Consider the following 25,416-nt stretch of genomic DNA (forward strand, 5'->3'; position numbering starts at 1 on the left):
TAAACGAAAAGGATCCTACCACTCTCGGTAGGATCCTTTTATTTTTAATGAATAATTTTACTTCCTTTTGCGTTCTCAACAAACTTTTCACTTGATTTGTTAATTGGCTTTTTCAGTACTAATGCCGCCACAACTATGATAACTACAAAAGCAGTTAGCACGAGTAAATCTCTAGTTACTATATCCCAAAGCATTCCACCTACAGTTTCACGAATTGCGCTAATTGCGTACGTGAATGGCAAGAATGGATAAATCATTTGGAAGAACGGTGGTGTCATTTCAATTGGGAACGTACCACCCGATCCTGCTACTTGCAGTACAAGTAAAATAATTGCCATCGATTTCCCAACGTTTCCGAAAATAGAAACAAGTGAGTACACGATACAAACAAATACTCCCCCAATAAATAAACTAAATAACACAAACCAGAATTTATCGACTACGTACGTACCGAGTAGGAATATATCCCCCATCGATACGATAAATGCCTGTGAAAGACCTATCGTTAAGAATGTTAATAAACGTCCGAAGTATATTTCATGGCTCTTATAATTAGCACCCTCTTCATGTACTTCTACCGTTAATAATGAAACCATTAACAACGCGCCTACCCATAATGCAAGCACCGTATAGAATGGTGACATCGCTGAACCGTAGTTCGGCATTGCAAATAATTTATTCTCTTTTAAATTTACTGGATTCGCAAAGTAATCACTTTGCTTTTCAACATCATTTTTCAATAAGCGTATGATATCTTTTATATCCTCTTCTGATTCAAAATCACGAATTTTATCTGCTAACTCTTTAATCTTTTTCTCAGTAGCTGGCATTTCAGCTTTAATATCTGCTAATTTCTTTCTACCGTCTACTAAGCCTTTTGATGAATCTTCTAGTAACTTCTTCACATCTGGAAGCTTTTTGTCTGCATCATTTAAAATTTGAGTTGTATTTTTAGACATCTCTTTTGTACGAGCGATAGCTGTATTAAAGCCTGGTACAATTTCTGAATCATACGTCGATAATACATCTGTTAATTGAGCTGACCCGTCTTTCGCAGCATTATTAATACTTTCAATTACATCTTTTGTAGGCTTCTGTCCATTGTTAATAAGGGTAATTCCCTTATTCGTTGCGTCTACACCTTTTTGTAAACTACTTTTCGCTTTATTTAACTTTGCAATTCCATTATTAAGGTTTTTGTCACTATTCACATCTGCTAAAACCTTATTTGTACTTTCTAGAACTGGAATCATATCGTTAATTAAGCCGATGCCAGATTGGAATTGACCATTTAAGCTGTTTAAAGCTACTTTTGTTGAATCTAAACCGTTAATACCTTTATTTTGTAAATCTGCTTTTGCATCTTCAAGACTATTTTTAACTTTATCATAATCTGCTTTTGCATTATCATATGCTGCATTTGCATCAACTTTAGCTTGATCTACTGTACTAACTGCTTTTTGATAATCTGCTACAAATGTTTCATTGTAATCTTTTTCAGCTTGATCAATTAATGCATTTGCTGCATCTAATTTTTGATTAGCTACATCTGTTACATCTTTCTTTACTTCTTGTCCTGTACCGATAGCATTTACAACATCTTTAATTCCGTTATTCGCATTTTCCATACCATCTTTAAGCTTAGTTAAGTGATCCACTCGTCCTTGGAAAAAGTTTTTACCAAAATCAGTCGTCACGGATTTCTGAAGTTCAGTAAAGAAATTAATAAGATACGCAATGCCATCTGTGCGAGCTTGTAATTGATCTGATACAGCATTTAAATCTTTCTTTGCTTGTTCTGGATCAAATTTCCCATTTTGTAATCCATTTAAAACACTTTTTCCATAAGCTGTTCCTGCACGTGATGAACTTAAAACATTATTTACTGTTTGATTAATATTTTGAGCTATGCTCTTATAACCATCACTATTCAGCTTAGAAAGATCTGGTCTAGCTGGGAATTCAGGTAATCCATTCAAATCTGGAATACTTAAGTCTACACCTGGATTCATTAAAAAGTCAGTAAATGCAGCTGCACTATCCATAACGCCTTTTGCTACTACTAAATCATTTCTTATCGTTCCTGGAGCGTTTTTCAACGTTTGATCTTGGTTCGCAAAGAACTTATCTAAATTTGCCAACGCTTCTTGCCCATCATTTATTACACTCTCTACAACAGGTAAATCTTTTTGTGCTATTTTTACAATATCTTCGGCTTGAGTCGCATCATCTAACGCCTTATCCATCAGTGTATTCATTTCTGGGAACTGAGCTTCTAATTTAAATACAAGATCTTTTACTTTCTCGATACTCGGTAAGTTAGTTTCTAAATCGATTCCAAGTTCATTGAAGATTTTAAAAATCTCACCGTTTGCTGTTTTAACAAAGTTTTTACTAATCTCTTCTGTAAGACCCGATGCACCTTTAGCTGTAATCTTCGGTGCAATGGCATTCACCTTTTCATTTACGTAATAATCAATTTCCGGTTTCTCTGGATTTTCATTCAAGACTGTTGCAATCTTTTCCGAAAAATCTTTTGGGATAGTAATACTTGCAGAATAATCTCCATGCTCTACTCCATAAATTGCTTGCTTTTCATCAACAAACTTCCACCCAAAATTTTTGTCTTTCTTAAGTGAATCTACAATTTCTTCCCCAATGTTAATATCTTTTCCTCTTAAATTTGTCCCAGCATCTTGGTTAGAAACTGCAATCTGAATTCCTTTCGTATTTCCGTAAGGATCCCAAGAAGCTTTAATGTTAAACCATGCATATAACGATGGTAGAACCATCAAACCTAATACAATAACAATTGCAGCCCAATGTTTGGCCACATTCCGTAAATCTGTTTTGTAAATACGCCAAATTTGTTTCATATAAGTTATCACCTAATTATATATTTTTCCTTCTTTAGAAAATGATGCACACATTTTGCAATTATATCACTTTCTACATCGTGGATTAAACGAAAATGCACTATTTTCCATATTAAATATTTCACTTACTTTATTATATAACGAAGTAAGTAAAAACATGAATACAAAATGACCGAATCGGTTTTACATTCAGTAACAACAAATATATAGGAAATGTCATAAAAAATACAAGTATTTTCTCTTGGAAATACTTGTATTTCTAAAAAAATCCTCACAGATTTTTATTATCTGTGAGGATTTCTTCTATTATATATCTAATTGAACTTCTACACCGAAATGATCTGAAATTACGTTTCGGTTTGTAGCATTAAAAATAACTTTTGAAGAACGAACAGTTTTATTTTGGTTACACAGTATTAAATCGATTCGCAAATTATGTTTATTTTCATCCCAACCAGCAATTTCGCCTTGGACAGTTGTTCCTTCATCCTTCTCTATTGCTAGTTCATATGTGTCATACAAACCTTTTTGCATCATATACTCATAACCCTCGCCTTCCAAACGAGCATTGTTATTAAAATCACCCATTAAAAAGGAAAGTTCATTGCTATTTACCCGCTCCATCAAACGATCAACTTGACCTTTAAATGACTCTTCTTCATCATTCCACCAACCGAGATGGCAAGAGTAAAACGTTATATTCTTACCATTATAAGCAATTGTTGCACTTACAATTTTGCGTGTTTTCCAATACGTTGTATCTTTGTTTTCTGATACAAAGAACGTATCTTCTTTTATAATAGTATGCTTTGTTATAATCGCTAATCCTTCTTCGTACACATCATAACCAATATGAGAGAAATCCCAAGTAATATTGTAATCTTTTACATATAACGCTTTTAACTCTTCTAATAGTAAAAGTCCAAAATTATCTTCTTTCTTGTTACCGCATACATTTCCAGCCTGTATCGACTGACTTACTTCTTGCAATGCGATGACATCATACTCTTCTTCTTGAATGACTTTAGCAAGATATTTTATCTTTTCCATTTGATTCTCTTCTTGCCAAGAGTGACAATTTAAAGTTAGCAATTTCATATTATTACGCACCTAACATATCTTGAATGTCTGACTTTAATACGTCAGCTTTCGGGCCATATACTGCTTGTACCCCTTTATCTTTTACAATAAGTCCTAAAGCACCATTTTGTTTCCACTGTGCTTCTGGCGCAACAACATCTAAATCTTTTACTGTTACACGTAAACGTGTCATACAAGCATCTACGTCAGCAATATTATCTTTTCCACCTAATAAATCAATAACTTTTGTTGCTAATGAACCATCTTGTACATTTCCTGTTCCTTCTGATGACTCGTCTTCATTATCAATATAGTTACCTGCACGTCCTGGTGTTGGTAAATTGAATTTTTTAATTAAGAAATTGAATAATGTAAAGTTAAGACCGAAGAACACCAATGAAACAATAACAAAGTTGATTAAGTCTCTTGTTAAACCTGCGTTAACCATCATTGGTGTACGAGTAATTAACTCAATAAATCCGAATGCATGAACACGTAAATGAATTACATCTGCTAATGCGAATGCAAGACCTGTTGTAATTGCGTATACAACATATAATACTGGTGCAATAAACATAAACATGAATTCAATCGGTTCTGTAACACCTGTTAAGAATACTGCTAATGCAGCTGATAAGAACATTGGTTTATATTTTGCACGCTTATCTTTATCTACGTTACGGAACATCGCGAATGCGATACCCATTAAAGCTGCTGATGAACCAATAACTTGTCCGGCTTTGAAACGAGCTGGTACAACGTTATTTAATAAGTCGTTATATGCTTTCGTATCTCCACTTGCTAATAAGTTATTTAAGTCTGTAATCCATGCAAGCCATAATGGATCTTGTCCTGCTACAACTTGTCCAACTTTTGAGCCAGTTAACATTGTATATGTTCCACCTAGCTCTGTGTAGTTCATCGGAATCGTTAACATATGATGTAATCCAAATGGTAATAATAAACGCTCTAACGTTCCGTATACAAATGGTGCAACAACTGGCGCACTATCCTTTGAAGCTGCAATCCAGCGACCAAATTCATTTAATCCACTTTGGATGAATGGCCATAAAAGTGATAATACAATTGCAGTGACTGTAGACCAAACAATTACAACGAATGGTACGAATCGTTTTCCGTTAAAGAATGCTAATGCCTGTGGCAGTTTGTTATAGTTATAATATTTGTTATATAAAGTAGCTCCTAAGAAACCTGTGATAATCCCTACAAAAACTCCCATGTTTAATGCTGGTGCACCAAGTACAGAAGTGAAGTAATCTTTTACAAGTAAATCTCCTGCTAATACTGAAGACACTGTCGCTTTTGAATCCGCTAACATTTCAGTATTTACGCCAAATATAGCTCCTGTAATTCTGTTTGTTAAGACGAATGCTAATAGTGCTGCAAATGCACCACCTGCGCGATCTTTCGCCCAAGATCCCCCAATCGCTACTGCGAATAAGATGTGTAGATTCGTAATGATTGCCCAACCGATGTCTTCCATTACGCGAGCAATTGTATGAACTGCGTTAATATCCCCAGCAGACATCCCAATTAACTTACCGATAGAAATCATTAAACCAGCTGCTGGCATTACAGCTACAACAACTAATAATGCTTTCCCGAACTTTTGCCAAAAATCAAAAGACGTAATTTTCATCTGTTCTTCCTCCCCTTTATTTATAACAACATAACGATTTAAATTATAATTTCTGTTTCTTTTGTGAAAACGATTCCTTACAGAACTTTATTTTCATCTCTTTACGCAACCGTTTTCATAAATCTATTTTAATAAAAGCGTTTTCACTTTGCAATAGAAATTTATTTTTTTTCATAAAAAAAGATGCTCCAGGAGCACCCTTTTTTATTATGAAATGCGATAAACCCTTGTTTCATAAGGTTTTAACGTGATTGAAGTTACTTGTTCATGTTCCGCAACTTCATAGTTATTTAAGAGCAAACGTTTGCGTTCTAGTGCGAATGAACTCTCATTATACACAGCTTCCTCTTTTGAGATATTACTAATTACAACGATTTTTTCATCGTTTAATGTACGAGTATATGCATAAATTTGCGTATCATCTTCTAAAAGTAAATCGTACGTACCGTAGTTCAATACATCGTGCTCTTTTTTCAAGGCAATCATTTTTTTATAGAAATTGAAAATAGAGTTTTCTTCATTCTTTTGCTTCTCAACATTAATTTCTTTGTAGTTCGGATTCATACCAAACCAAGGTGCACCTATTGTAAAGCCTGCATTCATCTCATCGTTCCACTGCATAGGTGTACGTGAATTATCACGGCAAGAAGCCCATATAATTTCCATCATATCTTGATGTGATACTCCTTCTGCAATTTTCTCACGATATAAGTTTTTAATTGCCACATCATCATAATCTTCAATATTTGGGAATTGAACATTTGTCATACCAATTTCTTGTCCTTGATAAATAAACGGTGTACCATGCATAAAGAAATACATCGCTCCTAGAGCTGTTGCACTTTCACGCCAAAATTGTTTATCATCTCCCCACGTTGAAACGATACGTGGCTTATCGTGATTCTCGATGTATAAAGCATTCCACCCTTTATTTTCTAACCCTTTTTGCCATTTCGTTAATACCTTTTTCAATCCTACAACATCAAGATCTTTCTTCTTTTCTGCATCCCATAAGCTTAAATGTTCAAACTGGAATACCATATTGAATTTACCTTGCTCTTCTCCAACCCAAAGCTCAGCATCTTCAATCTTAACGCCATTTGCTTCACCAACAGTCATAATGTCGTACTTAGAAAATGTATTTTCTTTTAACTCTTCTAATAAAGGTTGAATACCATCCACATTCATATGCTTATCAAAAGATGGTACATATTTTAATTCTTTTGGATTTGGCATATCCTTGAAGCCATCTTCTTTTTTAATATGGCTGATCGCATCAACACGGAAACCATCAATTCCTTTATCCAGCCACCAATTAACCGTATCATATAATACTTCGCGAACTTCTTTATTCTCCCAGTTCAAATCTGGTTGTTTACGCGAGAATAAATGTAAATAATATTGTCCTGTTACTTCATCATATTCCCATGCCGAACCATTAAAAATACTTTCCCAGTTGTTTGGTTCTACGCCATCTTTACCATCCTGCCAAATATACCAATCACGCTTCGGATTGTCTTTAGATGAACGAGATTCAATAAACCATGGATGTTCATCACTCGTATGATTAATAACTAAATCAATAATAAGCTTCATATCACGCTTATGAACTTCATCTAGTAAAGCATCAAAATCTGCCATTGTACCAAACTCATCCATAATATCTTGATAATCACTAATATCATAACCATTATCATCATTAGGTGACTTATACATTGGGCAAATCCAAATTACATCTATACCTAGATCTTTTAAATAATCCAGTTTTGCGATAATACCTTGTAAATCTCCAATACCATCACCATTTGAATCCATAAAGCTACGTGGATAAATTTGATAAGCAACCGCTTCTTTCCACCATGTCTTATTCATAATAATTCTCTCCTTTTGCATCCCATCGGAAAATTTATGCAAACGTTTTCGTAACACTATCATAACAAAATATGAATAGTTTGCAACTGTTTTCATTGAACTCTATGTAGATTCCTTATTCTTATGCTTTATTTATTTCTCACTAAAGCAAATCTCATTCTGTACCTCCTCTTGTCCACGCACGTTACATACACTTTTCATACATTAATACAAAGCTCTGATTTTTTAGAAAGGAGTGTTAAATTGAAACAAGTAAAATTAACAGGTCGTATCGTTGTGCCCTCAGATCCTAACTATGACGTAGCCCGAATGAATTTAAATTTAAGTATTCCAAAACTCCCTTGTATTATTGTTTTTTGCCAAAATAAAAATGATGTGTGTAACGCCTTAAAATGGGCACGCGAACATCATGTACCATTTCGCTTAAGAAGCGGACGTCATAGCTATGAAAATTTTTCTCTTTTAAATAGAGGACTTATTATTGACGTGAGTGAAATGCATCGTATTACTGTTAATACGGATAAATTAACAGCAACAATTGAAGCTGGTGCAAACCTTGGCACTGTTTATAAAGAGCTCTGGAAGTATGGTGTGACAATACCAGCTGGTACAAGTGCAAGCGTTGGAATTGTTGGATTAACACTTGGCGGTGGCATCGGTATGCTTTCACGCTTATTTGGATTAACATGTGATCAATTAGTAGAAGTTGAAATGGTACAAGCGTGTGGTAAATTTGGAGCAAAAATCATTCGTGCAAACGAACATGAAAACCATAACTTATTTTGGGCGTGCCGCGGTGGTGGTGGTGGAAACTTCGGAATTATTACTTCTTTAACTTTTCGAGTACACCCTATAAAAAATGTATCAATCTTCTCACTTACGTGGGAATGGAAAGATTTTATCGCTGCATTTCAAGCTTGGCAAAACTGGGCGCCTTATATAGACGAACGTCTCACTTCATCAATTGAATTATTCACAAAGCAACAAAACAAAATTGAAGCACAAGGTGAGTTTGTTGGCTCTCCCTCTGAACTCCATTCCTTATTATCTCCTCTTCTTGAAACTGGTACCCCCTCTCCCTTTATAGATGAAGTTCCTTATATAAAGGCTGTTGAATTTTTCAACAGTGGTAACATCCCTGAAAACTTCAAGCGCTCCGGTTCCTACGTATATAAACCTATTCCTCTTAAAGGAATTCAAATCATGCAACATTTTCTTTCTCATGCACCAAATAAAGATGCGAGTATTTGGCACCAATCACTCGTAGGTGCTGTTGAAAATATTCCGCCTACTGAAACAGCTTATTTCCATCGCAAAGCAATTATTGCTCAAGAATACATTACCTCTTGGAAATGTGATGATGAAGAAAATCGAAATATACGCTGGGTTAAAGATTTACGAGAGAGCTTAGATCCTTATACACTAGGTGACTATGTCAATTGGCCCGATATCGATATTAAAAATTGGCAAACTAGTTATTATGGTCCTAACTTTCAAAGGTTGCGTAAAGTGAAAACCATATATGACCCTTGCAATGTTTTTCGTTTTCAACAAAGTATCCCACCCTTTCATACGTAAAAAAGAGATAACATAAAAAATCATCCAATACGCCGTTGCCTCGCAGCATGTTGGATGATTCAAGTTGATTTTCTATACCGTGTCAAATTATTGCTCCTACTCATGAACTTTCAATTATAGATTAATTGTACTGCTCATTATTTTCATGCAATGAATATAATTTAATATTTGGTACTTTATCTTTTTCAATACCACTACTATAAACAGCAGGAATTTGAAATTCGAATTGCTTTGTCTCATGTTTTTGTAAATAGACTGGTTTCGGTACCGGATAACTTTTTGAATTCTCGTTTCCATTATCATATAAAACAACTTTTAATGCTTGTGAATGATTATGATAATTTTTTAAAACAACAGTGCACTTTTGTTCGATATCCTCTCCATTTTTCTCCATTCTACACTGGCTATCTTCTTTTTTATATTCTATTGCTTCTACCCCTGTTTTTCCTGCGTAGTACCATGTTTTATTCAATGTCTGGAGGATGTTATTTAAAATAAACGGCATCATTAAAATCAAAATACTAATGCCTACTACTTTTATCTTATTCATTTTTCTAAATGTACTAGATTCTTTTTTCCCTAGCCATTTTACAAATAATATAAATGCGATTACATGTAGTACGAAAGAAAGAATTAATATATTTGAAACTTTATAATCCATATAAATATATGTATGTACCGGAACCTTATAGACATTAAATAATTTTTCTCCAATTAATTCATTATCATTTGGAAGCTTTAATAATAACAAAACCCCTATGCTGTAACAAATAGCTACTAATCGATCGTACTCGATTCGGACCATTCTTTCTCCCCTTTCCTTTTCTTTTTTATTATCGATTTTAGCTATTATTACCATATAATACAACCTGTTTATAGAGGATGACGTAAAAAAATCCCTTATAAATATATAAAGGACCTTATTAATATACACTGTATATTAGAAAATCAATATTTAGTTTTCACATAGAAATTTCCTCAAAATATGTTGGATTATGTATTGTAATTTTTTTATCCAAAATAGTAACTATACTGTCATTTTTTAATTGTTTTAATACGCCACTCACTGTCTCTCGAGACGTACCAGATATTTTCGATATTTCAATGGTTGTAAGTGGACATGAAATGACAACCGTTTCACCACTCTTTTCTCCTAAATCCTGCATTAAATAATTTAATGTTTGAATAACCCGATCTTGTGCATTAGGAATTGTAATATTTTGCACTCGATTTTCGTTCAGTTTTAATATCGATGATAATTGCTGAACAACGTGCATTAATTGCGTTCTACTAGATTTCACCATATCTTCGAAAATTACTGTCGGAATATAATATACCTCTACATCTGTCATCGCTTCTGCTGTATAATTATATCCTCTGTCTGCAAACATACCACTATACGGAAAAATAGAATACCGCTTTACATAGTCATCATATAATAAATTCCCACTTTGATTCACCCGCTCTAACTTTACAAAACCATCTAACATGAAGTAAATTCTTTCTCTTGAATCTCCTTCTAAAAATAAAAATTGACCCTTTTTATAAGTTCGCCAATAGACAAACTCCGTCAAACCTTTCAATTTTTTTTCTGTTAAATGAGCAAATAATTCAAACTGCTTTAAATCTTTAACTACGTTCCGTCTATTCATAGGACTCCCTCTCTCTTGCTGTATGTTGGAGCGAAAAACCGAGAAAGCGTATTCAAATTAAATTTTATCATAGTTAACTTGCATATTCGGATTTCATCATGAAAACTTTATGAACAATACTTACAAAAATATTAATAAATAAAAAGAATGAAGTTAGTACTCCATTCTTTTTTTACTAGATAAATAGCGTACATAATTATTTAAACATACATGCATACATTCTGTTTAGAAATAATAGTACCAGCCCTTTCTTCTAGTGCTTCATATACTTTTTCTAAAGACGTAATAATTGTTTTTCTTTTTGGATCTGTATTAACAAAATTAATAGCAGCTTCAATTTTTGGAAGCATACTTCCCGCAGCAAATTGTTTTTCTTCAATGTATTCTTCTAATTGATTCACTGTGACATGCTCTAATTTCTTTTGATTCAGTTGATTATAATTTACATACACATGATCAACTGCAGTTAAAATTACGAGCGTATCAGCATCTACTAATTCAGCTAATTTCTGCGCAGCGAAATCTTTATCGATAACGGCTTCAGTTCCTTTTAAGCCTTCTTCGGAATCAATTACTGGAATTCCACCACCGCCAACAGCTATCACTATATTTCCCTCTTCGACCAAAGAATTAATCACTTTATGTTCATGAATACATACAGGCTTCGGTGATGGAACAACACGTCTCCATCCTCTACCAGCATCCTCTTTAAACACTGCTTTTGTTTCTTTCATTAATTTTCTTGCTTCTTCTTCTGTATAAAAAGGACCAATTGGTTTAGTCGGATTTTTAAATGCTTCATCTTTTTCATCTACAACAACACGTGTTATAACCGTTGCTACGTCTTTTTTTATATTCCGTTTTTTCAATGCCTTTTCAATCGCATTTTCCATCCAATACCCAATCATCCCTTGGCTCATTGCACCACAAGTATCTAATGGCATTGCAGGTGTCTTTTCCGTTTCTGCAGCTTTTTGCTGCAATAAAATATTCCCCACTTGTGGGCCGTTTCCATGCGCAATTACTATATCCACATCATTTTCCATTATTTTCACGAGTTGTTCTGCTGTTTTTTCCAGCGCTTCTTGCTGTGCTCCCGCAGTAGCTTTTCCAGACTGTATCGCATTTCCCCCTAGTGCAACTACAATTTTTCTTCGTGTCATATTTCAGCCCTCCAGTTTATTTCGTCTTCACAGCACTTATAAAGCAATACTGCCTGTAATTAAACCATAAATCGCAAAAAATGCTAAAGCACCAATTGCTACCGATGATGCTAATTCCACTCGAGTAAATATTTTCTTCGAACTCTTTTGCTTTTGAACATTGTAAAAAATATAAATACCTGGCGCATATAAAATCATTGTTAATAATAAATAATCTAAACCGGCTGCATAAACTAACCACACACCATAAATACTTGCTATCAAGCCAATTATTATATTTTTATTTCGATCTGCTTCTTCAGATTTTAAACTATGCTTCAATTGATAAAATGCTGAAAAAGCATATGGGATTAAAATAGCTGAAGATGCTAAAGAGAATGCAAAGTTATACGCCTGAGCAGAAACGACGAATGTTAATAAGAACGTTTGAATTAAGCCATTTGTTATCCATAATGAATTTACTGGAGCCTTATTTTTATTTTCTTTTGCGAACCATTTTGGAAATACTCCATCTTTAGCTGCTAAATATGGAATTTCAGAAGCAAGCAACGTCCAACCTAACCAAGCACCTAATACTGAGATAACTAAACCTAGATTAATAAATATAGCACCCCATTTTCCAACAACACTTTCAAATAAATAAGCCATAGACGGATTTTTCAAATTAGCAATATCTGCTTGCTGCATAAGCCCAAGAGACAGTAATGTAATTAATATGTAAATAATGAGTGTACCAATTAAGCCAATAACTGTTGCTTTCCCTACATCACTTCTATTTTTTGCTCGACTAGATAGAACAACAGCTCCTTCTACTCCAATGAACACCCATAAAGTTACAAGCATTGTACTTTTAACTTGGCTGCCAACCGCTCCCCATGAAAAGGAACCAGTTTGCCCCCAAAATCCATCTAAGAACGTATCCATATGAAACGCTAAGATTCCTACAACAATAAATACAAATACAGGTACTAATTTTGCAATTGTAGTTACTAAATTCACAAGTGCCGCTGATTGAACTCCACGTAAAATTAACATGTGGACACACCATAATAATATGCTTGCACCAATAATGGATGCTACATTTTGACCGCCTTCAAAAATCGGGAAGAAATACCCTAATGAAGAAAACAATAATGTACCGTAAGCTACATTACCAAGCCAAGCAGATAGCCAATATCCCCACGCACTATTAAAACCCATGAAATTACCAAATCCTGCTTTTGCGTAACTAAAAATACCACCATCTAAATCTGGCCGCTTTACAGTTAAATTTTGAAATGATAATCCCAGCGCGATCATCCCAATTCCTGTTATAACCCAACCTATAATAATGGCTCCGGCACCAGCACCTTTTGCCATATCACTTGCTAAATTAAATGCTCCACCACCGATCATCGAACCGACTACAAGAGCCGTTAAAGTAAACAATCCTAATTTCTTATCTTCACCCATTCCACTCACCTCTCTTTAATTGCAATAACAATTCGAAAACAATAGTGAATGATAGTGTCTAACGGAGGAGAAAGAAGAAAGGAGAACTCCCTTTCTTCTTTACTCCATGTTTCCTAAAGTCGCTGCCATAACCGCTTTAATTGTATGCATTCTATTTTCAGCCTGATCAAATACTTTTGAATGTTTACTGCGGAATACTTCGTCAGTTACCTCCATTTCTTTCAACCCATATTTCTCATAAACTTCCTCACCATACATCGTTTCAACATCATGAAATGCAGGTAAACAATGTAAGAAAATCACGTTTTCATTACCTGTTTCTTTAATCATTTTCATATTTACTTGATAAGGTTTCAATAACTCGACACGTTCAGCAAATTTTTCTTCTTCTCCCATAGACACCCATACATCTGTATAGATTACATCTGCATTCGCAACAGCTTCTTCCACATTACTTGTTACCATTACCTGTTCATTATATTTTTTTGCTAAGTCAATTACCTCTTGCTCTGGCCATAAAGATTCTGGTGTACAAATACGTACATCCATTCCCATGATTGCTCCGCCAACTAGTAAGCTATTAGCAACATTATTTCGTCCATCTCCAACGTAAACGAGTTTCACATTTTCTAATTTACCTACATGTTCCCTAATAGTTAATAAATCTGCCAGTGTCTGTGTTGGATGCCACATATCTGTTAATCCATTCCACACAGGCACACCAGAATTTTGTGCCAAACATTCTACAGTTGCATGATTAAATCCACGAAATTCAATTCCGTCAAACATGCGCCCTAACACTTTTGCTGTATCCTCTACGGATTCTTTTTTCCCAAGCTGAATATCACCTTTTCCTAAATATTCAGGGTTCGCACCTAAATCTGTACACGCTACTGTAAATGCACATCGCGTACGAGTAGAGGTTTTTTCAAATAAGAGTGCTACATTTTTATCTTCTAAGTAATGATGTGGGACACCATTTTTCTTTTTCTCTTTTAATTCTGCTGCTAAATCTAGAAAATATAATAATTCTTCTTGTGTAAAATCTTTTTCTGCTAGAAAGCTTCTTCCTTTTAAATTTGGTTTAGTCATTAACATACTTCATCCCTACTCTCTCCGTTATTTATACTAAATATCTTTACGAACAATCGGCATACTCATGCAACGTGGACCCCCACGACCACGAGATAATTCCGAACTTAGCACCTCAATGACTTCTATACCATGTTCCCGTAATAACGTATTGGATACATAGTTGCGATCATATGTAACAACTACACCTGGCGCAATTGCTAATGTATTAGAACCGTCATTCCATTGTTCACGAGCGGAAGCAATTACATCTCCTCCTCCACAAGGAATAAGAACTAATTCACTTAAACCTAATACCTCTTTTAATGCTTCCATTAAAGAAGTACGATGTGTAATTTTAAGAGTTTCCTCATCTGTACCTTTTTCTAAAATATAAATATTCATATTTCCTTTTGGCCCTTGAATGGCTGGATGAATTGTAAACTTGTCATAATCGACCATTGTAAATACTGTATCTAGATGCATAAATGCTCGGCATTTTGGAATTTCTATTGCTAACACTTTCTTAATTTTATTTTGTCGGCTAAAGAGATTTTTAGCTAAACGTTCAATTGCTTTAGCTGAAGTACGAGCAGACACTCCAATCGCAATTGTTTCTTCATTTAAAATTAGCTCGTCGCCACCTTCAATTGGAAACTTATAATCACGATCTAGCCAAATTGGCACATTGTGACTTGAAAATCTTGGATGATATTTAATGATATACTCCATGAATAATGATTCACGTCTACGCGCCGGTTCTCTCATCTTATTTATCGTTAAGCCGTCACCCACGCTAGCTGCTGGATCACGAGTAAAATATAAATTAGGCATTGGATCTAAGTAAAACGGATAATGATCTTCCATTAACTCGTATAAATGTGTTTTCTTACTTGTTTCAATTTCGTTTTTCCGTACACCACCCATAATTTTTTGAATTAATTCTTCATTTGAAAAGGAAAGTAAATATTCTTTTAAAGTTTGATGTGCAACATTTACGTCAGCCTGTCCTTCTTTTAAAATACGATCAACAAATTCTTCTCGAAGTTTTTTATCTACTAACGCCTCAGCAGCTAGTTTTTCTAAATAAAGAACTTCAACACCCCGATTGCGTAGCGTTTGTGCAAAATAATCATGCTCTTTTTGAATAATTGGTAAATATGGAATATCGTCAAATAATAACTGCTGCAAATAATCTGGTGTTAAGTTTTCCACTTCTTTACCAGGTCGTTTTAATAACACCGTTTGTAATTCCCCAATTTCTGAAGTAACATGTATCGGATGCTTCATTTGTTGTACCTCCTTTTAAATATGTTTGATGTCTTACAAGTACATAATAAATGCTAAGCGCTTTCACATTTGTGAAAGTATTCACATTATCATTGTGAAATATTAAACACGTTATTTTTTAAAGTCATATGAATTTGTATTTTTATAACAATCCACCCTACTTTTTTAATGAAAAGCACATATATTATGCATATAGGTTGAATATTTAACTTCCGTATTCAAATAAAAATCCTGTTTTTAATTTTTATTAAAAACAGGATTTTACATCTAAATAATTAAATTTAACCTTTCCTCCAAAATCTCTCTATCTGATTTCGATTGTGAAATTATAAGACATGTATCATTTCCACATATACATCCTATTTTTTCTTTCCAATCTAACTCATCAAATAAAACACCAATAACATGTGCATTACCAGGTAATGTTTTAATAACCATTAATTGATCTACACAATCAATTTTCACAACAACCTCTCGTAATTTTTTCTTTAACTTTATATCAGTTTGTAACTGCTCATCTGAGAAAACCTTATATATCATTAATCCTTCTTTAGAAGGCACCTTCGTTAAGTTTAACTCACGAATATCTCGAGAAACCGTAGCTTGTGTTACTAATACATCTTTTCTTGCTAACAATTCTACTAATCTTTCTTGCTTCTCTATTTCATACTCCTTTACAAATTGTTTAATTAATCGTTGTCTTTTTTCTTTTTTCATAAAAGACACCCCTTTTAATATTATAGCTCGCTATAATTTTCATCCGAAAGGGACAGAAAGGAATGTTGCGGAAACGTTCATAGTTTATACTTTTTAACTGTAGATATTAAATAGCTAAATAAAAAGAGAGAAGAACAGCATCCTGTTCTTCTCTCTTACATTGAAAATCGTTCAATTGTCTGTTTTAAATCGACTGATTGCTTCTCTAAATCCTTTAATAATTGATCGATTGCCATCATATTTTCGGATTGTTGTACCGTCAGACGTGCCACTTCTTGTGAACTAGCTGATGTTTCCTCAGCAATTAATGCGACTTCTTTTGTTTGTTCACCCGTTTGATGAATACACTCTACTTGTTCGTTCATATAACTACTAATTTGCTTCGTAGCATTTGCTACTTCCATTTTTCATTCCTCCTCATAAGTAATATACTATCCATTATTATCCATATTTTCTTTATAGAAAGATATACAGATTTTCTTTTTTTGTTTACGTAATTATTACATTGTTTTTTCTATATATAAGTAAAAATGATGTATAGTTTTATTCGGATGCAAGTGACTTCATAACTATATTCAACTACACAATTTAAGGTCAGGTGATTCTATGTTGAAATTATCAAATCGTTTAAATGTTATAAACAGATTAACTCTGTTAGTAACAGTACCAATTCTCTCTATTTTAACGAATTTACCGAAAGAATTCTCCTTCCTCCAGCCTATTAAATGGCTAGAATCAATCGAAGGCAATATGTATAAAGAGTTTAGTTACGTAAAAGAACTCATTATTACTGAAGATGAGAATCGCCGTACTACAATTTTAAATAAATTAAATGATACAAATAAAGAAACTGAAAAGTTACAAGCTCAATACGGAAATACATATATAAACAAGCGAAGAAAAAACTACTCAATCAATATAAAGAAAAACTTACAAACTATAACCTATATTTCTGAACAAAACAAATTTATTATCTTTAAACGCGCAAGTGAGAAACCACCTAAATTAGGTGGTTTCTCTATTTAAATTATACATTAAGATTTCCTTATGTAATAACTGAATCCCGAAAAAAATAAAGGATTCTGACAATTTATGACTAATAACAGAAATAAGGGGCAACATTTGTAAAATATATTTTTGACTGGGGGTTTTGTATGATTCAAGTTCGAAATCTAATAAAATCATTTGGCTCACTTAACGTTTTAAAAGGCATTGATTTAGAAGTACAAGAAAAAGAAGTTGTTGTTTTAATTGGTGCCAGTGGTTCCGGAAAAAGTACATTACTTCGCTGTCTTAACTTTTTAGAAATGTACGATGAAGGTGAAATTCACTTACAAGGTGAACGAATTGATCCAAAGCGTTCAAATTTAAACAAAGTACGTGAAAATGTCGGTATGGTTTTTCAGCACTTTAACCTCTTTCCTCATATGACCTCACTAGAAAACATCATAGAAGCACCTATTCACGTGAAAAAATTGGAAGCAGAAAATGCAAAGGATATTGGAAATCAGCTTTTGCAAAAGGTCGGCCTACAAGATAAGGCGGATGTAACTCCTCACCTCCTTTCAGGTGGCCAAAAACAGCGTATTGCGATTGCAAGGGCTCTTGCTATGAATCCTAAAATTATGCTATTTGATGAACCTACCTCAGCTTTAGACCCTGAACTTGTTGGAGAAGTATTGCAAGTTATGAAAGAACTTGCCGAAGAAGGAATGACGATGATTATTGTTACGCATGAAATGAATTTTGCAAGAGATGTAGCTGATCGCGTCATCTTTATGGATGATGGAAAAATTGTAGAGGATGCTCCGCCTGAGCAATTCTTCTCAGCTCCGTCGCATGAACGAGCAAAACAATTTTTACGTAACGTTCTATAATGTAACTTCTAATTCAAACGTAAAAAAATACATTCATACGGCGTACAAATAGTTGTCCAAATTAAATATCTCAATAACATGCTTAAAACCATCCGTATGATTACTATTTAGGAGGGGTTTTATGAAAAGAAAATTATTAACCATTGTTGCGAGCATTACATTATGTACATCCTTCATACTAGGCGCCTGTAGTAAGGACAGCGCTACCACTTCATCAAGTGGTGAAAAAGAATTCCGTTATGCAATGAGTGGCTTATACAAACCTTTTAATTATAAAGAAAATGATGGGAAACTTGTCGGATTTGATGTGGAAATAGGTGCGGCGCTTGCTAAAAAAATGAATATGAAACCGACCCCTATTACAAATCCGTGGGAAACATTAATTCAAGGCCTCCAAGCGAAAAAATATGATGTAATACTAGGCAGTATGGCAATTACAGAAGACCGCTTAAAAGCTGTTAATTTCTCAAACCCTTATTATCGCTCTGGTGCCCAAATTTTTGTATCTAAAAAGAATACATCCATCTCTTCGCCGGAAGACTTAAAAGGTAAAAAAATTGGTGTTGTAAAAGCTAGTACCTTTAAAGATCTTGTCGCAAAATATACAGATCAAATTACAGAATACGACAGTGATATTACTGCTCTTATGGACTTAGAACCTGGGCGTGTTGATGCAGTAATTACCGATCAAATGGTTGGCCTACGTATGATAAAAGAAGGGAAATCAAATATAAAAGAAGCTGGAAAACCATTAAATCTTGATGAAATGGGAATTGCTATTCGCAAAGATGATAAGGAAATGGTTGAAAAAGTAAATAAAGCTTTAGATGAAATCATTAAAGATGGTACGTATGAAAAAATCAGTAAAAAATGGTTCGGTCGTAACATTCTTGGAGAAGAGGCAAAAACGAAGTAGGCTAGCTCTTCAAAAGTTTCACAAATCATGCCCCACTTTGTATGTGGGGCATTTCATTCCCAACTAAAATCCATACAATACGAGGTGATACACATGTATGAAATTTTTATCTCTACCTATCCCACACTCTTAAAGGCTACTATTGTAACATTACAATTAACATTAACCTCCCTAGTACTCGGTTCATTAATTGGATTACTATTCGCTTTCTTTCGAATCTCTAACAATAAAGTGCTAAATAGCATTGCTCATGTATATATCGCTATTATTCGTGGTACACCTTTAATTGTTCAAATCGCAATTCTCTATTTCGGTATTACATCTGTTATTGTTTTCACCCCTTTTTGGGCAGGAGCAATTGCTTTAGCAATCCATAACGGTGCATATATTACTGAAATTTTCCGCGGATCCATTCAATCCGTTGACCGAGGACAATTGGAAGCTGCTCGCTCTTTAGGTATGCCGTATCCATTAGCTATGCGCCGGATTATATTACCACAAGCGTTTCGCCTATCCCTCCCTCCTCTAGGGAATCAATTCATCATTGGATTGAAAGATTCTTCCCTTGTTGCTTACGTCGGACTATCCGAATTATGGGGATCTGGTTTATCAATTGCCGCTGGTAACTTCCAACAATTAGATACATATGTAATCGTTGGTCTATACTATCTCGTACTTGTTCTTCTATTTACTTACTTTGTTAACCTTTTAGAGAAACGACTACAAAGAAAAGAAACAAATTCAGTTCAAGTTAGGACAAAGAATAAAAAAGAAGTTTCTTTATAAGAAAAAGCAAGCCTGAGATGGCTTGCTTTTTCACTGCACAAATATATCAACTTTTATTGATTTACTTTTTTAATACTCTCTTTTTCTTCTATATGTTCCTCACGATATGAAATATTATGAGGGTCTAGTCCATTTCCTAAAGAACCATAGAAATGCTCTCTATGCGGATCCACCAATTCACTTCCTTGATAATACACACGTGGTGTATTCCATAATGCCCCCAAAGCTTTTGTCATTGGCATTTCGTGATAGCGTTCCGGCCACATTTCTTTAATTTTCTCTTTTACTAACGGATAGTACTTAGAGCTCATAGCAGGGAACAGATGATGTTCTGTATGATATGAGAAATTGAAATGTAAAACATCTACCCAGCGCGGCACTGTTACCGATAAACAGTTTGCTAACGGATCATTTACTGGAACAATTGGATTTAAGCGGTGATTCGTTGCAATATATGCCATTACAATAAAGTTAGCAATTAACAGTGGAATCACATATGCAAATAACCATTTTGCCGGTCCCATAATAAACAATAAACTAATCCAAACAGTCCAAGGCAAAAGAAGTTGAAGCCATACAGATTTTTGATTGGATGACTTAAATTCCTTTATAAAATGAAAGAACATTCGAGTCGAATGCAATGTAAATTGAATTGTTAGTGACAGAAAACTAAAGAATGAACGTACATGTAGAGGCATACGATATACCCAACTCAAAAACTTACTCTTCTTAAGTTTCTCAAGAGTTGGCCATGCATCAGGATCGTTCTCTTCATGCTGTGTATGAACATGATGTGTTGCATTATGCCACTTTCTCCAAAGTTTTGGTCCAGTTGATAACGGCATAAATGCAATCGCACCTAAGAAATCACGAAGCCATGCCTTTCTTACAACTGTTCCATGTAAAATTTCATGCCCTAAAAATCCAAGTGAAGCAAAACATAATCCGAGAACAATCGCAATTCCTAGATTTGCCCACACATTCAATTCAAATACACCAATCGTTATTAATCCCGACAATGCCACAAGTAAATAAGCCAGTCCACCAAATAAACGAGTAGGAACTGGTTTAAATGCTTTTTTCGGCAAATGTGGTGATACACGCGCTGCATACCACCCAAACGTATGAAGCTCCTTCATCCTTTTGCCCCTTTCTGTTGCCGCGCCTTGCGCAACTTACATATATCAATTCTTGCTTCCAGATTGATTTTACTAGATGATCAAAAAAGCATTTATCATAAGGAAAATATACTCACTCTATCGTCACTTATTGTTCGCTTTTATTATCAATGAAAAACATTTCTCTTTTTACTCTCTATCAACCTTTCCACATGATGAATCATAACAATAGAATTTCTATATTGTCAACAACTTTTATGACCTAGTAATAAAAGTTGATTATACTTTTATAAGTATACTTTATTCCAATAAAGAAAAAGCATAGATTTTATAAGGTTTTATCAAATATATATCCAAATACATTTTAGCAACAAAGACTCTATCTTATTCAATACTTCACTGTATAGTTAACAACTAATATCCTCTGAATTTAGTTTTCCATAAATTCCTCCCCGTCATACCAACACCAAAAATAATTATATTGAAATAATTTTATCTTTTTTGTTAATAAAATAGAATCCTACTAAAACAACACACATGAATTCCATATAATATGGAAATATTAAAAGGAAAATTGTTCTAAATCAGGAGGTTTCCATAATGACAAGTGATACATTCCCACAATTGCCGTTATCTTATTGGATTGAATCTACTCAGTTTCCTACTTTCCCCCATTTATCTGAAAATGTAAAAACGAAAGTTGCTGTTATCGGTGCAGGCATTACAGGTATAACCACTGCCTATTTACTCGCGAAAGAAGGCATCGACGTTACGCTAATTGATTCTGGTCTTATTTTAAATGGGACGACTGGACATACAACGGCGAAAGTAACAGCGCAACATGATCTAATTTATGATGAATTAATAGATCATTTCGGTCTGGAAAAGGCCAGACTTTACTATGAATCAAATAGTCACGCTCTACAATTCATACGTGAAACTGTACAAACATATAAAATCGACTGTAATTTCTCAAATGAAGATTCATATTTATATACAACTACTGATAATGGATTAAGAAATTTATCGAAAGAATATGAAGCCTATCAAAAACTAAATATCCCTTGTGACTATATTCAATCTTTGTCGATCCCGATTCCAGTACAATCTGCACTTGTAATGAAAAATCAGGCGCAATTCCATCCCCTCCTTTATTTGAAAATACTTTTAGAAAGGTTTGTGGAGATGGGCGGCAAAGTTTATGAACAAACAACAGCTATAGATGTGGAGAAAGGAGATTCTCCACAAGTCATTACAAAGGCTGGTCATCGTATTACTTGCGAATACGTTGTCTCTTGTTCACATTTTCCTTTTTATGATGCTAGTAGCTTTTTCTTTACCCGAATGTATGCAGAACGCTCCTATGCTCTTGCAATAAAAGCAAAAACGGATTATCCAGGTGGCATGTATTTAAGCATCGATGATCCAAAACGCTCCTTACGCTATATAACAAGCAATGGAGAAAAATTAATTTTGATTGGTGGAGAGAGTCATAAAACAGGACAAGGAATAAATACAATGCTTCATTACGAAGCACTCTATTCTTTTGCTGAAGCAACTTTTGGAGTAGATGAAGTTCCCTATAGATGGTCAGCACAAGATTTGATTACTCTAGATAAGCTCCCTTACATCGGACATATTAACGAACGGAATCCAAATATATTTGTTGCAACCGGGTATCGGAAATGGGGAATGACAACTGGAACTGCTGCCGCTCATTTACTCAAGGACTCCATTCTAAAAGTCGACAGTCCATATAAAGAGCTGTTTGCACCATCACGCTTTCATGCAACCCCAGATATAAAAACCTTTCTCTCTCAGAACATGGATGTTGCTAAACATTTAATTGAAGGAAAAATTGAAACAGCATTACGTACACCAGAAGATCTTGAAGTCGGCGAGGGCTCTGTTGTACATGTTAACGGTAAACGAGCAGGTGCCTATAAAGATAAAGAAGGAAAATTGCATATCGTCGATACGACTTGTACACATCTCGGCTGTGAAGTTGAATGGAATAACGGAGATTGTACTTGGGACTGTCCTTGCCATGGTTCCCGTTTTTCAATTGACGGGGATGTTATGGAAGGTCCAGCAGATCAACCATTAAAACGAGTTGATAACGAATAAAACATACAATAAGATTTATTCGTTATCATTTGTAGACCTTATCGTAGCTATATGTATTTTCTTTATTCCTCCAAACAAAAAAAGGAGCACAAACTTACTTGTGCTCTTTTTTGTATCCTTCAAACAACATCTCGCGAAATAATGTATTCAAAATTTCAATATCGATCCCTAATCCCTTTTCAATTCCTTTTACATATTGCTGATAGTAATGAATTTGTTCGTCTAAAAATTGATTCAGCAACTTAATTTTCAATCCAACATCTAATTCAGTACCTGCTTTTTTCTTTACTAACAACTTCTCAATCTCATTCAATACACTACGTTCTATAGATAGTTCTGTAATTAATCGGTCAAATTCTACTGGAGGCAATGTTCCTATCTCTTCTAGCCACTTACAAGCTAAAATTGGACGTAATACATAAAAGTACTTCTTCAACTTTACCTTCTCACCTTGCAAAAATTCACGATGATTTTTCGATGCCATATGTAAGTAATGATATATCGTTGCTTTTGGGTCAAAATTCTTCTCACTCATTTGCTGCAGCTTCTCTGGAAAATTAGAGTTTTTCGAGTAAAAAATGGGTGATCGGATCCACTCGAGTAAAGCTGGATTTGATTTTGCAAATAGTTGCAACGCCTTTTTAATATCCCAACCACTTATATCTAAATCATCACTAATCGGATATTCAATTACATCACGTTTATCATGAATCGATAAATACCATTCTACAGGGTGTATATAAACAAACCTAACATCATAATCGCTATCTTTCGATGGAAATCCCCAAGCACGGCTTCCTGATTCCACGGCAAATAAGATTTTTACATCATTTTCTTTTTCAATTCTTTCTAATTCCAATTCTATTTTCTCTCTCATTTCATATCCTCCCCATTTTTTGATCATTTCCCTGGAAATTCGACAAGTATACGGCCATTTTACTACATACTAAAATAGCTGTCAGAAACTTTCTGACAGCTTAACAAAACACTTATTGTTTCTTTTCAATTACAATAGCCGCAATACGCTCAAACTCTTTTTGAATCTCCTCTTTATATGCATCGACTTTTGAAAAATCCATAGCAGCAATATAAATTCGTTCTAACTTATCACGAACTGATTTTGCTTTCGCTAAGAAAGACATTGCTTCATTCATTTTTGTTTTATACTGAATGGACACGTCACGAATTTCTGTCGCATATTTCTCATCCGTCCCTGGAGTAACAATGAGATCATACATATCAATAATCTCATCACCTTCGCGACTTGGAAAATATTCATGCGGTGCAGTACTATCAAAAATTGCAAATCCTAATTCTCTTACGATAACCATATCAAGACTATTTGGATCAAATCCGCAATGGTACACTTCAACATCAAACCCTTTTTCCTCTGCTACCTTCGCTAACTTTTTGAGCATTGTTGATTTTCCAGAGCCAGGGCGTCCTTTTATAAAATAACGATGTGGTAATCCTTCTGTTAAATTAGGAACAAAATCAACTGCTCCTTTTGGTGTTGCAGCTCCTAAAAAACGATGCTTCACAATCGATTGTTTCCCACTTTTATTTGTAAATAATTTCTGAATCAGCTCATCTGTTAGTTCATTTGCTTTATTAAAGTCAATATTATTAATATATATTTTCTCCCACTCATCATGTATAACTAACGCTTCTTTAAAACATGCGTAAGCAGATTGAAAAGCTTTACTTGCTTCTGAAACAAATCGTTCAATTTCCAGTTTCTGCTTTCTTAATTTATCTGAGTCCCAAGCCACTCCTAAATTTATATATTCTTCGACAACTCCTGGCATTTTCGGCTCAATAACATGCGGCGATGTCCCATCAACAATTCCTACTTTTAACTGTGGGATAATCACACCATCAACTGACTTATTATCAGAGGAACAATGTAAAAATTCAATATCATATCCTTTTTCAACCCATTCACGACCTATTGCCTTTATTAAAGAAGATTTCCCCGTGCCTGGTCCACCCTTTAAAATAAATAACCTATCTAGCCCTTTTAAATTCTCTTCGTATAAATTATGAAATCCTCTAGCTGTATTTCCACCAGCATAATAATTCAATACATTCCCTGTCACTGCACTCACTCCTTCGCAGCATTCTATTTACATAAGCTACAATATGCGAGCAACTTTATTTGGGTGAGTACCTAATTTGTAT

The 25,416-nt window shown here is 34.3% G+C and carries 20 protein-coding genes and 1 pseudogene; 6 read left to right on the plus strand and 15 right to left on the minus strand.

Going from position 1 to position 25,416, the window contains the following annotated elements; translation table 11 throughout:
* Positions 1-44 precede the first annotated feature (44 nt).
* The 4 genes from COE49_RS17785 to COE49_RS17800 form a co-directional block, all read right to left on the minus strand.
* On the minus strand, positions 45-2,876 hold the full coding sequence (locus COE49_RS17785; protein WP_088231778.1) for a YhgE/Pip domain-containing protein: 2,832 nt from the start codon (positions 2,874-2,876) through the stop codon (positions 45-47).
* 306 nt (positions 2,877-3,182) lie between these two features.
* Entirely contained in the window at positions 3,183-3,974 is a 792-nt protein-coding gene (locus COE49_RS17790; protein ID WP_088231779.1) for an endonuclease/exonuclease/phosphatase family protein, read from the minus strand.
* Between the two features lie 4 nt (positions 3,975-3,978).
* On the minus strand, positions 3,979-5,616 hold the full coding sequence (locus COE49_RS17795; RefSeq protein WP_088231780.1) for a PTS transporter subunit IIBC: 1,638 nt from the start codon (positions 5,614-5,616) through the stop codon (positions 3,979-3,981).
* 207 nt (positions 5,617-5,823) lie between these two features.
* A complete protein-coding gene (locus COE49_RS17800) occupies positions 5,824-7,488 on the minus strand; it encodes a glycoside hydrolase family 13 protein (protein ID WP_088231781.1) in 1,665 nt (554 codons plus the stop codon).
* Between the two features lie 243 nt (positions 7,489-7,731).
* Between COE49_RS17800 and COE49_RS17805 the strand changes: the two genes are divergently transcribed.
* A complete protein-coding gene (locus COE49_RS17805; RefSeq protein ID WP_098253124.1) occupies positions 7,732-9,066 on the plus strand; it encodes an FAD-binding oxidoreductase in 1,335 nt (444 codons plus the stop codon).
* 121 nt (positions 9,067-9,187) lie between these two features.
* On the opposite strand, the gene COE49_RS17810 is transcribed toward COE49_RS17805, so the two are convergent.
* The 8 genes and pseudogenes from COE49_RS17810 to COE49_RS17845 all read right to left on the minus strand — a co-directional run.
* A complete protein-coding gene (locus COE49_RS17810) occupies positions 9,188-9,871 on the minus strand; it encodes an ABC transporter permease (protein WP_098253123.1) in 684 nt (227 codons plus the stop codon).
* 157 nt (positions 9,872-10,028) lie between these two features.
* Positions 10,029-10,718, minus strand: coding sequence for a Crp/Fnr family transcriptional regulator (locus COE49_RS17815; protein ID WP_088231784.1), 690 nt, complete (start codon positions 10,716-10,718; stop codon positions 10,029-10,031).
* A 200-nt stretch (positions 10,719-10,918) separates the two neighbouring features.
* The gene (gene arcC / locus COE49_RS17820; protein WP_098945985.1) at positions 10,919-11,881 is read right to left on the minus strand and encodes a carbamate kinase; all 963 of its coding nucleotides are present in this window, start codon (positions 11,879-11,881) and stop codon (positions 10,919-10,921) included.
* A gap of 36 nt (positions 11,882-11,917) precedes the next feature.
* Entirely contained in the window at positions 11,918-13,333 is a 1,416-nt protein-coding gene (gene arcD / locus COE49_RS17825; protein WP_088231786.1) for an arginine-ornithine antiporter, read from the minus strand.
* Positions 13,334-13,432: 99 nt separating this feature from the next.
* Positions 13,433-14,431, minus strand: coding sequence for an ornithine carbamoyltransferase (argF, locus tag COE49_RS17830; RefSeq protein ID WP_088231787.1), 999 nt, complete (start codon positions 14,429-14,431; stop codon positions 13,433-13,435).
* 30 nt (positions 14,432-14,461) lie between these two features.
* Positions 14,462-15,694, minus strand: a complete 1,233-nt coding sequence (gene arcA, locus COE49_RS17835) for an arginine deiminase (protein ID WP_088231788.1) — start codon at positions 15,692-15,694, stop codon at positions 14,462-14,464.
* Between the two features lie 267 nt (positions 15,695-15,961).
* The gene (gene argR / locus COE49_RS17840; RefSeq protein WP_088231789.1) at positions 15,962-16,411 is read right to left on the minus strand and encodes an arginine repressor; all 450 of its coding nucleotides are present in this window, start codon (positions 16,409-16,411) and stop codon (positions 15,962-15,964) included.
* Positions 16,412-16,566: 155 nt separating this feature from the next.
* Positions 16,567-16,815 (minus strand): annotated as a pseudogene (locus COE49_RS17845) (methyl-accepting chemotaxis protein); the annotation flags it as partial.
* Between the two features lie 205 nt (positions 16,816-17,020).
* On the opposite strand from COE49_RS17845, the gene COE49_RS17850 reads away from it, so the two are divergent.
* From COE49_RS17850 to COE49_RS17865, 4 genes are all read left to right on the plus strand, one after another.
* Positions 17,021-17,437 carry an MCP four helix bundle domain-containing protein gene (locus COE49_RS17850; protein ID WP_170933775.1) on the plus strand — a complete coding sequence of 139 codons (417 nt, stop codon included), beginning with the start codon at positions 17,021-17,023 and terminating at the stop codon, positions 17,435-17,437.
* A 128-nt stretch (positions 17,438-17,565) separates the two neighbouring features.
* Complete coding sequence (locus COE49_RS17855; RefSeq protein WP_088231791.1) at positions 17,566-18,288, plus strand: amino acid ABC transporter ATP-binding protein; 723 nt, start codon at positions 17,566-17,568, stop codon at positions 18,286-18,288.
* Positions 18,289-18,409: 121 nt separating this feature from the next.
* A complete protein-coding gene (locus COE49_RS17860; protein ID WP_088231792.1) occupies positions 18,410-19,204 on the plus strand; it encodes an ABC transporter substrate-binding protein in 795 nt (264 codons plus the stop codon).
* 93 nt (positions 19,205-19,297) lie between these two features.
* The gene (locus tag COE49_RS17865) at positions 19,298-19,990 is read left to right on the plus strand and encodes an amino acid ABC transporter permease (RefSeq protein ID WP_088231793.1); all 693 of its coding nucleotides are present in this window, start codon (positions 19,298-19,300) and stop codon (positions 19,988-19,990) included.
* A gap of 53 nt (positions 19,991-20,043) precedes the next feature.
* On the opposite strand, the gene desB is transcribed toward COE49_RS17865, so the two are convergent.
* Positions 20,044-21,129: a Delta(10) desaturase DesB gene (desB, locus tag COE49_RS17870; protein WP_088231794.1), complete on the minus strand. Its 1,086-nt coding sequence runs from the start codon at positions 21,127-21,129 to the stop codon at positions 20,044-20,046.
* A 579-nt stretch (positions 21,130-21,708) separates the two neighbouring features.
* Here desB and COE49_RS17875 point away from each other — a divergent pair.
* Positions 21,709-23,235, plus strand: a complete 1,527-nt coding sequence (locus tag COE49_RS17875; RefSeq protein ID WP_098253368.1) for an FAD-dependent oxidoreductase — start codon at positions 21,709-21,711, stop codon at positions 23,233-23,235.
* 94 nt (positions 23,236-23,329) lie between these two features.
* Here COE49_RS17875 and COE49_RS17880 read toward each other — a convergent pair whose 3' ends face one another.
* Complete coding sequence (locus COE49_RS17880) at positions 23,330-24,112, minus strand: nucleotidyltransferase domain-containing protein (RefSeq protein ID WP_098357420.1); 783 nt, start codon at positions 24,110-24,112, stop codon at positions 23,330-23,332.
* 112 nt (positions 24,113-24,224) lie between these two features.
* Positions 24,225-25,334, minus strand: coding sequence for a PRK06851 family protein (locus tag COE49_RS17885; RefSeq protein WP_088231797.1), 1,110 nt, complete (start codon positions 25,332-25,334; stop codon positions 24,225-24,227).
* Positions 25,335-25,416 lie beyond the last annotated feature (82 nt).

The sequence above is a fragment of the Bacillus sp. AFS029637 genome (genome assembly GCF_002584985.1).
GTDB lineage: Bacteria > Bacillota > Bacilli > Bacillales > Bacillaceae_G > Bacillus_A.

Coding starts and splice junctions, on each gene's coding strand:
- argF (WP_088231787.1), bottom strand. CDS start 14,431: ATGTTAATGACTAAACCAAATTTAAAAGGAAGAAGCTTTCTAGCAGAA.
- COE49_RS17815 (WP_088231784.1), bottom strand. CDS start 10,718: ATGAATAGACGGAACGTAGTTAAAGATTTAAAGCAGTTTGAATTATTT.
- desB (WP_088231794.1), bottom strand. CDS start 21,129: ATGAAGGAGCTTCATACGTTTGGGTGGTATGCAGCGCGTGTATCACCA.
- COE49_RS17810 (WP_098253123.1), bottom strand. CDS start 9,871: ATGGTCCGAATCGAGTACGATCGATTAGTAGCTATTTGTTACAGCATA.
- COE49_RS17800 (WP_088231781.1), bottom strand. CDS start 7,488: ATGAATAAGACATGGTGGAAAGAAGCGGTTGCTTATCAAATTTATCCA.
- argR (WP_088231789.1), bottom strand. CDS start 16,411: ATGAAAAAAGAAAAAAGACAACGATTAATTAAACAATTTGTAAAGGAG.
- COE49_RS17795 (WP_088231780.1), bottom strand. CDS start 5,616: ATGAAAATTACGTCTTTTGATTTTTGGCAAAAGTTCGGGAAAGCATTA.
- COE49_RS17855 (WP_088231791.1), top strand. CDS start 17,566: ATGATTCAAGTTCGAAATCTAATAAAATCATTTGGCTCACTTAACGTT.
- COE49_RS17865 (WP_088231793.1), top strand. CDS start 19,298: ATGTATGAAATTTTTATCTCTACCTATCCCACACTCTTAAAGGCTACT.
- COE49_RS17785 (WP_088231778.1), bottom strand. CDS start 2,876: ATGAAACAAATTTGGCGTATTTACAAAACAGATTTACGGAATGTGGCC.
- arcA (WP_088231788.1), bottom strand. CDS start 15,694: ATGAAGCATCCGATACATGTTACTTCAGAAATTGGGGAATTACAAACG.
- COE49_RS17790 (WP_088231779.1), bottom strand. CDS start 3,974: ATGAAATTGCTAACTTTAAATTGTCACTCTTGGCAAGAAGAGAATCAA.
- arcD (WP_088231786.1), bottom strand. CDS start 13,333: ATGGGTGAAGATAAGAAATTAGGATTGTTTACTTTAACGGCTCTTGTA.
- arcC (WP_098945985.1), bottom strand. CDS start 11,881: ATGACACGAAGAAAAATTGTAGTTGCACTAGGGGGAAATGCGATACAG.
- COE49_RS17875 (WP_098253368.1), top strand. CDS start 21,709: ATGACAAGTGATACATTCCCACAATTGCCGTTATCTTATTGGATTGAA.
- COE49_RS17880 (WP_098357420.1), bottom strand. CDS start 24,112: ATGAGAGAGAAAATAGAATTGGAATTAGAAAGAATTGAAAAAGAAAAT.
- COE49_RS17860 (WP_088231792.1), top strand. CDS start 18,410: ATGAAAAGAAAATTATTAACCATTGTTGCGAGCATTACATTATGTACA.